This is a genomic window from Mesorhizobium sp. M1A.F.Ca.ET.072.01.1.1 (genome assembly GCF_004023325.1).
GTDB lineage: Bacteria > Pseudomonadota > Alphaproteobacteria > Rhizobiales > Rhizobiaceae > Mesorhizobium.
Genome location: NZ_RZSF01000341.1, coordinates 1 through 6,900 on the forward strand (window position 1 = coordinate 1; position 6,900 = coordinate 6,900).

6 protein-coding genes and 1 pseudogene are annotated in these 6,900 nt (G+C 64.7%); 6 read left to right on the top strand and 1 reads right to left on the bottom strand.

From position 1 onward, the window contains the following. From EOA32_RS30935 to EOA32_RS30960, 6 genes and pseudogenes are all read left to right on the top strand, one after another. Positions 1-562, top strand: a pseudogene (locus tag EOA32_RS30935) (hypothetical protein); the annotation flags it as partial. A 255-nt stretch (positions 563-817) separates the two neighbouring features. Beyond that, the gene (locus EOA32_RS30940) at positions 818-2,122 is read left to right on the top strand and encodes an ABC transporter substrate-binding protein (RefSeq protein ID WP_095799108.1); all 1,305 of its coding nucleotides are present in this window, start codon (positions 818-820) and stop codon (positions 2,120-2,122) included. A 107-nt stretch (positions 2,123-2,229) separates the two neighbouring features. Then, positions 2,230-3,111: a branched-chain amino acid ABC transporter permease gene (locus EOA32_RS30945; RefSeq protein WP_128373739.1), complete on the top strand. Its 882-nt coding sequence runs from the start codon at positions 2,230-2,232 to the stop codon at positions 3,109-3,111. Continuing rightward, positions 3,108-4,070, top strand: a complete 963-nt coding sequence (locus EOA32_RS30950; RefSeq protein WP_128373740.1) for a branched-chain amino acid ABC transporter permease — start codon at positions 3,108-3,110, stop codon at positions 4,068-4,070. Before EOA32_RS30945 ends, EOA32_RS30950 begins: the two co-directional genes overlap by 4 nt. Continuing rightward, on the top strand, positions 4,067-4,795 hold the full coding sequence (locus EOA32_RS30955; protein ID WP_067324686.1) for an ABC transporter ATP-binding protein: 729 nt from the start codon (positions 4,067-4,069) through the stop codon (positions 4,793-4,795). The genes EOA32_RS30950 and EOA32_RS30955 overlap by 4 nt, the downstream gene beginning before the upstream one ends. Further along, positions 4,788-5,516 (top strand): ABC transporter ATP-binding protein, encoded by a 729-nt coding sequence (locus tag EOA32_RS30960; protein WP_095776930.1) that lies wholly within the window; start codon positions 4,788-4,790, stop codon positions 5,514-5,516. The genes EOA32_RS30955 and EOA32_RS30960 overlap by 8 nt, the downstream gene beginning before the upstream one ends. Before the next feature lie 89 nt (positions 5,517-5,605). Here EOA32_RS30960 and EOA32_RS30965 read toward each other — a convergent pair whose 3' ends face one another. After that, a complete protein-coding gene (locus EOA32_RS30965; RefSeq protein ID WP_245499439.1) occupies positions 5,606-6,898 on the bottom strand; it encodes a sodium:proton antiporter in 1,293 nt (430 codons plus the stop codon). Positions 6,899-6,900: the final 2 nt, after the last annotated feature.

Genomic DNA, 6,900 nt, shown 5'->3' on the forward strand with positions numbered 1-6,900 from the left:
CTTCTGGCTCGGCCTGTTGGGCGTCAATCCGCTGGAATTTCCCGGCCGCACCGCGTTGATCGGCATCGGCAGCTTTGGCTTGGTGCTGACATTCATCTTGTTGGCGGCCGTGTTCGCCCTTGCCGTTTCACTCGGCCAGCGCCTTGCCGGCGACGGGCAACCGTTCGAGAAAGCCGCCGGCCTCCTGGTTTGGTCGATCGTGCCGATCGCGCTCGCCTACCACATCGCCCACTACCTCACGGCGCTGCTCGTCGACGGCCAATACGCGCTGGTCGCTTTGTCCGACCCGTTCGCGCTCGGCTGGAACCTGTTCGGCACCGCCGACAGGATGGTCGAGGCGGGCGTTGTCGCCGGCGCCGAGTCGGCCTGGTGGCTGTGGAATCTGCAGGCCGGCGTCATCATCGCCGGCCATGTGCTGGCGGTCCTGATCGCACATGGCCTGGCCTGGCGACTCCACCCGCAGCCGTCGCGCTCGGCGCTCAGCCAGCTGCCGCTGACGCTTCTGATGATCGCCTACACCATATTCGGCCTATGGCTGCTTGCCACGCCGACGGCGGGATGAGACAAGGGCCCGTGATGACGCGCGCATGACCCCGAAAACCGGGTTCGATTTTCGGAAAGGGATCATGCGCAACATGAAAGTGCGCCAGCGTCCTTGCGTGTCCCCTAGAGGACGCGCGGCGCTGGAGTGGAAGCTCGCTTGCCACGTCACGGCTTTGGTGATTTAGTTTGTACACATGCAATTTTCGCGTCCTCCGAGCGCGGAGGATCGAGCCGCCTTATCGCTGGTCAAAAAACTGAAAACAGGGGAACGGACATGGCTGACAAGAACGGATTTTTCGACCTTTCCAAAAGCACGCTTTCCCGCCGCACCGCGCTGAAAGGCATCGCCGCCGGCGCCGGCCTGGCGCTCGCGCCCGGCTTCGTTCGCTACAGCCAGGCGCAGAGTTCGGCGCCGATCAAGATCGGCTTCCAGTCGCACCGCACCGGCATCGGCGCCGCCTACGGCCGCTGGTACGAGAAGACGAGCGCTGCCGCCGTCAAGGCGATCAACGATGCCGGCGGTATCAGCGGCCGCAAGGTCGAGCTGGTGATCGAAGATGATGGCACCGATCCTGCCCGCGGCGCCGAGGTGGTCGGCAAGTTCGCCACGCAGCACAAGACCGACATCGTCTTCGGCACGCTGTTCTCGCATGTGGTGATCGGCTCGGCGCCCGCCGCCGGCGAAAACAAGATCCCCTATTTCGTGGTCAGCGAAGGCCACCACGTCGCCTCGACGAAGCTCAACCGCTACGTCTTCCAGCCCGGCATCACCGACGTGAAGAGCCAGATCCAGTCGATGGCGCCGTGGATCGCGGCGAATGCCGGCAAGAAGGTGACGCAGATCTTCCCCGACTTCGCCTTCGGCTACGACCATCGCGACTATCTGCCGCCGGCGTTGAAGGCGCAAGGCGCCGACGTGATCGCGCAGATCGCCATCCCGCCGACGGAGTCGTCCTTCACCAAATACTTCCCGCAGATCCCGGCCGAGACCGAGGTGATCTACCACGTCATGGTCGGTCCGGCCGTGCTCACCTTCGTCAAGGAACTCGGCGAGTTCTACGGCTCGCAACGGCCGCAGCTCTTCGGCTTCATCGACTCCCTCGAAGCCGTCGACATCAACAGCCCCGGCCTCGAATTCCTCGACGGCAGCCATTTCTGGGAAGGCTCGCCGCGCTACGCGCAGCCCGATGACTCCGCCGCGCAGAAGGCCTATCGCGCCGCCGTCGGCATCGACGACAATGGCGCCGCCGTCGGCGACCCCAAGGACGTCTCCACCGCCGCCCACATGTTCGGCTGCTGGGAGACGCTCTATGTCGTCAAGAAGGCGATGGAGGATGCCGGCTACAAGGGGCCGGAAGACCGCGCCAAGCTGGTCGAGGCAACCGAAGCGCTGAAGGAATTCGCCGAAGGGCCGGAGCATCCGCAGGGTCCGAAAACCTTTAACGGCAAGATCCACCAATGCTTCGGCATCCAGAACATCTCCAAGGTCGAAGGCGGCAAGCTGAAGGTCGTCCACAAGACCAAGATCGAGGACGGCCTCTACGAGCCGGAAGGGGATTACACGACGCAAGCGCTGTGAGCTTCGACGTTTCACCGAGCGTGAGCGCCAAGCCACCCCCCTCTGTCCTGCCGGACAGCCCGGCAGGGCAGTGGGGGGTGCCTCGCGCATCCGCCGGTATCTAGCCCATGCACTTCGGACCCCACCTCCTGCTCGCCGCCCTGGAAGGCCTCGTCACGTCCGCCGTGCTGGCGCTGACGGCGCTTGGCCTGTCGCTGGTGTTCGGCGTCATGCGCATCGTCAATGTCGCGCATGGCGAGTTCTTCATGCTGGGCGCCGCGCTTGCCTGGGCGATCTCGACGGCGATTTCCGGCCATCCCGCGGTCGGCTTCGTCGCCGCGCTGGTGATCGCGCCCCTGCTGGTCGGGCTGGTCGCGTTTCTTGCCGAATGGCTGGTGCTGCGCCGGCTGAACTACAATCCAGAAGGCACCATCGTCGCCACCATCGGCATGCTCTATATCATCCAGCAGCTGGCGCTGACCTTCTACGGCCCGGAAGCGCGCCCGGTCGAGCCGCCCTTCAACTACCGCATCCTGCTGCCGTGGTTCGGCTATTCAGGCTACAAGCTCTCGGTCATTGCCGCCTCCGCGGTTCTGCTGGTGATCACCTGGCTGGTGCTCACACGGACGAAAATCGGCCTGATCATGCGCGCCACCCAGTATGACCGCGAGACGGCGCAGGCCTTCGGCATCCCGGTCGAGCGTGTCTATGCCGGCGTGTTCGCCATCGGCGCCATGCTGGCGGCAATCGCGGCGGTGCTGATCGTGCCGATCAGCCAGGCGCATTACCTGATGGGGCAGGACCCGCTGCTGCTGTCCTTCATCGTCGTCATCATCGGCGGGCTCGGCTCGCTGCGCGGCACGGTGGTCGCCGCCATCCTGATCGGCCTCTCCGACGGCATTGTCTCGGTGTTCTTCTCGCCGACCTTGGCCAAGATCATCGCCACGCTGGTGGTCGCCATGGTGCTGGTGTTCCGGCCGCAAGGCCTGTTCGGGACGGCGGCGCGATGAAGGATGCTTCGCCGGCGAAAATCTACGCGCTGCATATCGGCGTCATAGCGCTCATGTTCGCGCTGAATTTCGTCCTGCCCGATTATCATCAGGGCCTGTTCGCGCGCATCATGGCGCTTGCGGTCTTCGCCATGGGCTACAATCTGCTCTTCGGCTATGTCGGCCTGCTCAGCCTCGGTCACGCCATGTTCTTCTCGGCCGGCCTCTATGGTGCCGGGCTGGCTGTCTATCAATTGGGGTGGGGCGTGCCGGAAGCCTTCGTCGCCGGGGTTGCCTGCGGCGCCCTGCTTGCCTTGGTCATCGGCCTGCTCGCGCTGCGCACATCGGGTGTGGCGTTCATGATCGTCACCATGATGTTCGCGCAGGTCTTCTATCTGCTCATCCTATATTTCGCCGCCTGGACCGGCGGCGACCAGGGCCTTGTCATCCAGCAGCCGTCGAGAATAATCGCGATCGGCGGCGCATCGCTCGACCTGACCAATCCGACTGTGCGCTACATGAGCGCTCTGGCGCTGTTCTCGGTCGTGCTGCTCATCACGCTTGTTATCGTTCGCTCCCGCTTCGGCCGCGTTCTGGTCGCCATTCGCGAGAATGAGGAGCGCACGAAGATGCTGGGCTACGACACCGTCGCCAACAAGCTCGTCGCCGTCATTGCCTCGGGCGCCATCTGCGCCGCGTCCGGTGCGGCTTATGCGCTGCTGTTCGGCTATATTGGATCGAGCTTCGCGTCGGTGCAGTATTCGATCCTGCCACTGCTCTGGGTGCTGCTCGGCGGCGCCGCGACCATTCTCGGGCCGCTCATCGGCACGCTGTTCATGTATTATGTCACCGACATCACCAGCGGCTTCACCTCCGCCTATCTTTTGATCGTCGGCGTAGCGCTGATCCTGCTGGTGCTCTTCTTTCCGAAGGGGGTTCTGGGCAGCGCCCGCCAGCGCTGGCTCGGATGGCTGCCGTGATGCCGCTGCTCACCACCAAGGGTCTTTCGCGCCGTTTCGGCGGCCTGCGCGCCGTCGACGGCGTCGATTTCGCGCTGATGCCGGGCGAAATCCGCGCTATCATCGGCCCCAATGGTGCCGGCAAGACAACTTTCGTCAGCCTGCTCAGCGGCCGCATCCAGCCGTCCTCCGGCATGATCGTCTTCGACGGCGCCGACATCACGACCATGCCGGCTTACAAAAGGGTTCGCCTCGGCGTTGCCTACACGTTCCAGATCACCAGCGTCTTCGCCAACCTCACGGCCTACGACAATGTCGCGCTGCCGGTGCAGCGCACGCTGACCGACGGCCGCTCGAAGGGGCAGGTGAGGAGCGGCGTCATGGCGGCGCTGGAACGCACCGGCCTCGCCGACCGCGCCGGCACCCCGGCCGGCCAGCTTTCCTACGGCCACCAGCGTCTGCTGGAGGTGGCGATGGGCCTGGCGCTGAGGCCGCGCCTGTTGATCCTTGACGAGCCGACGCAAGGGCTGGCCGACAGCGAGATCGACAATTTCGTCCTGCTGGTGCGCGAGATCGCCAAGCATGCCACCGTGCTGCTCATCGAGCACAACATGCCGGTGGTCATGCAGCTTGCCGATCGCATCACCGTCTTCAATTCGGGAAAGATTCTCGCTGAGGGCACGCCCGAGCAGATCCGCGCCAATGCCGAGGTGCAGGATGCCTATCTCGGAGCGACCCATGGCTGATCTCCTCGGCACCGAAAGCGGGCTGCTCGCCATTTCGGGCCTCGACTGTTTTTACGGCGAGGTGCAGGTGCTCTACGGGCTCGACCTTGCCCTCAACAAGGGCGAAGTGCTTTGCCTGTTCGGCCGCAACGGCGCCGGCAAGACGACGACGCTGAAGGCGATCATGGGGCTGGTTCCGGCCGCTGCCGGTTCGATCAGACTGGCCGGCAAGGAGCTGACCGGGCTTGCCGCGCATGACGTGCCGAAGACGGGCGTCGCTTATGTGCCGCAGGGCCGGCGATTATTCGCCGACATGACGGTGGCGGAAAACGTCGAGATCGGCCTGATGGCCCGCGGCAAGGGCAAGGCGACGCGGGAACGCGTCCTCGACCTTTTCCCGCTGTTGCGAGAGCGCTTGAAGCAACGCTCCGGCACGCTTTCCGGAGGCGAGCAGCAAATGCTCGCCATGGCGCGTGCGCTCTGCCTCGAGCCGCAGGTGCTTCTTCTCGACGAGCCCACCGAAGGGCTGATGCCGTCGATGATCGCCAAGATCCGCGAGACGGTGGCGAAGCTGCGCGATCTGGGCGTCTCGACGATCCTGGTCGAGCAGCGCGTCGACGCCGTGCTGTCGGTCGCCGACCGCATCTCATTCATCGAGAACGGCCGCAACCGCGAGACGGTCGATGTCGAGGAACTGCGCGCCGACCCCTCCGCGGTTCGGCGCTATGTAGGCGTGGGCTGAAGGTCACTGCGAAGCAGCGGGAGCTGGCGCCGACCCCCACCCGGACCTGGCCCGACCTCCCCACAGGGGAGGTAAAGCTCTGCACCGTTTCACCTAAAAAACAAAAACCCCGCGATCAAAAACGTCGGGATCAGCACCAGGCCGGACCACGCCATGTAGCCGAAGAAGCCCGGCACCTTGAAGCCGCGATGTCTGGCGATAGCAAAGACCATGAAGTTCGGCGCATTGCCGATATAAGTGTTGGCGCCCATGAACACGGCGCCGGCCGAGATCGCGGCGAGCGTGGAGGCCGCCTCCGTCATCAGGTGCCTGGCGTCGCCGCCGGCAAGCTCGAAGAACACCAGATAGGTCGGCGCGTTGTCGAGGAAGGACGACAGCGCTCCGGTCAGCCAGAAATAGGCGAGATCGTCGGGCTGGCCGTCCGCCGAGGTGACCAGCGAAACCAGCGGCGCCAGCGCGCCGTCGGGCCCGGCTCTCAGGATGGCGATAACCGGCACGATGCAGATGAAGATGCCGGCAAACAGTTTCGCCACCTCGGCGATGGGCCCCCAACTGAAGCCGTTCGCTTCCCTGTGGTTTTTGTACGAGACTTTGAGCGACAGAAAGGCCAGCGCCAGGATGATCGCGTCGCGGACCAGGTTCTGCAGTTCCAGGCCGATGCCGAGGATCGGGATGCTGATGCCCGGCTTCCAGCTGGCGGAAAGCAGGATCGCACCGATCACGCCGGCCAGCAGCGGCAGGTTGGCGAGACCCCGCAGGCGCACCTTCGTGTCCGGTGTCGGGTCCTTGATCTTCGGCAAGCCGCCCTCGCGGCGATGCAGCACGATGTCGAGCGCCAGGAAGATGATGAGCACCAGTCCGCCGGTGAACAGCGTCTCGCGCCAGAGATTCGCGGTCGTCCAGAAGAAGTCGACCCCGCGCAGGAAGCCGACGAAGAGCGGCGGGTCGCCGAGCGGGGTCAGCGAGCCGCCGATGTTCGAAACCAGGAAGATGAAGAAGATCACCACATGCGCGTTGAACGGGCGGTTGTCGTTGGCGCGCAGCACCGGCCGGATCAGGATCATCGAGGCGCCCGTCGTGCCGATGACCGAGGCAAGGATTGCGCCGATCAGCAGCAGGCCGGAATTGACCAGCGGCGTGCCGTGGATGTTGCCGGCGACCAGGATGCCGCCGGAAATGGTGAACAGCGCGAACAAAAGGATGATGAAGGACAGATATTCTGTGAGCAGCGTGTGCAGCACCGCCTCGCTTGCCGCCGGCATGCCGAAAGCGATCGCCAGCGGAACCACGGCAAGTGCCGCCCACGCGGCGGCGATCTTGCCGTAATGATGCTCCCAGACATGATGGAACAGGAGCGGCCCGGTCGCGATCGACAGCAACAGGC

Bases quoted from the DNA above. Each gene is read 5' to 3' on its own strand.
- EOA32_RS30960 (WP_095776930.1), top strand. From the start codon at position 4,788: ATGGCTGATCTCCTCGGCACCGAAAGCGGGCTGCTCGCCATTTCGGGC.
- EOA32_RS30945 (WP_128373739.1), top strand. From the start codon at position 2,230: ATGCACTTCGGACCCCACCTCCTGCTCGCCGCCCTGGAAGGCCTCGTC.
- EOA32_RS30950 (WP_128373740.1), top strand. From the start codon at position 3,108: ATGAAGGATGCTTCGCCGGCGAAAATCTACGCGCTGCATATCGGCGTC.
- EOA32_RS30940 (WP_095799108.1), top strand. From the start codon at position 818: ATGGCTGACAAGAACGGATTTTTCGACCTTTCCAAAAGCACGCTTTCC.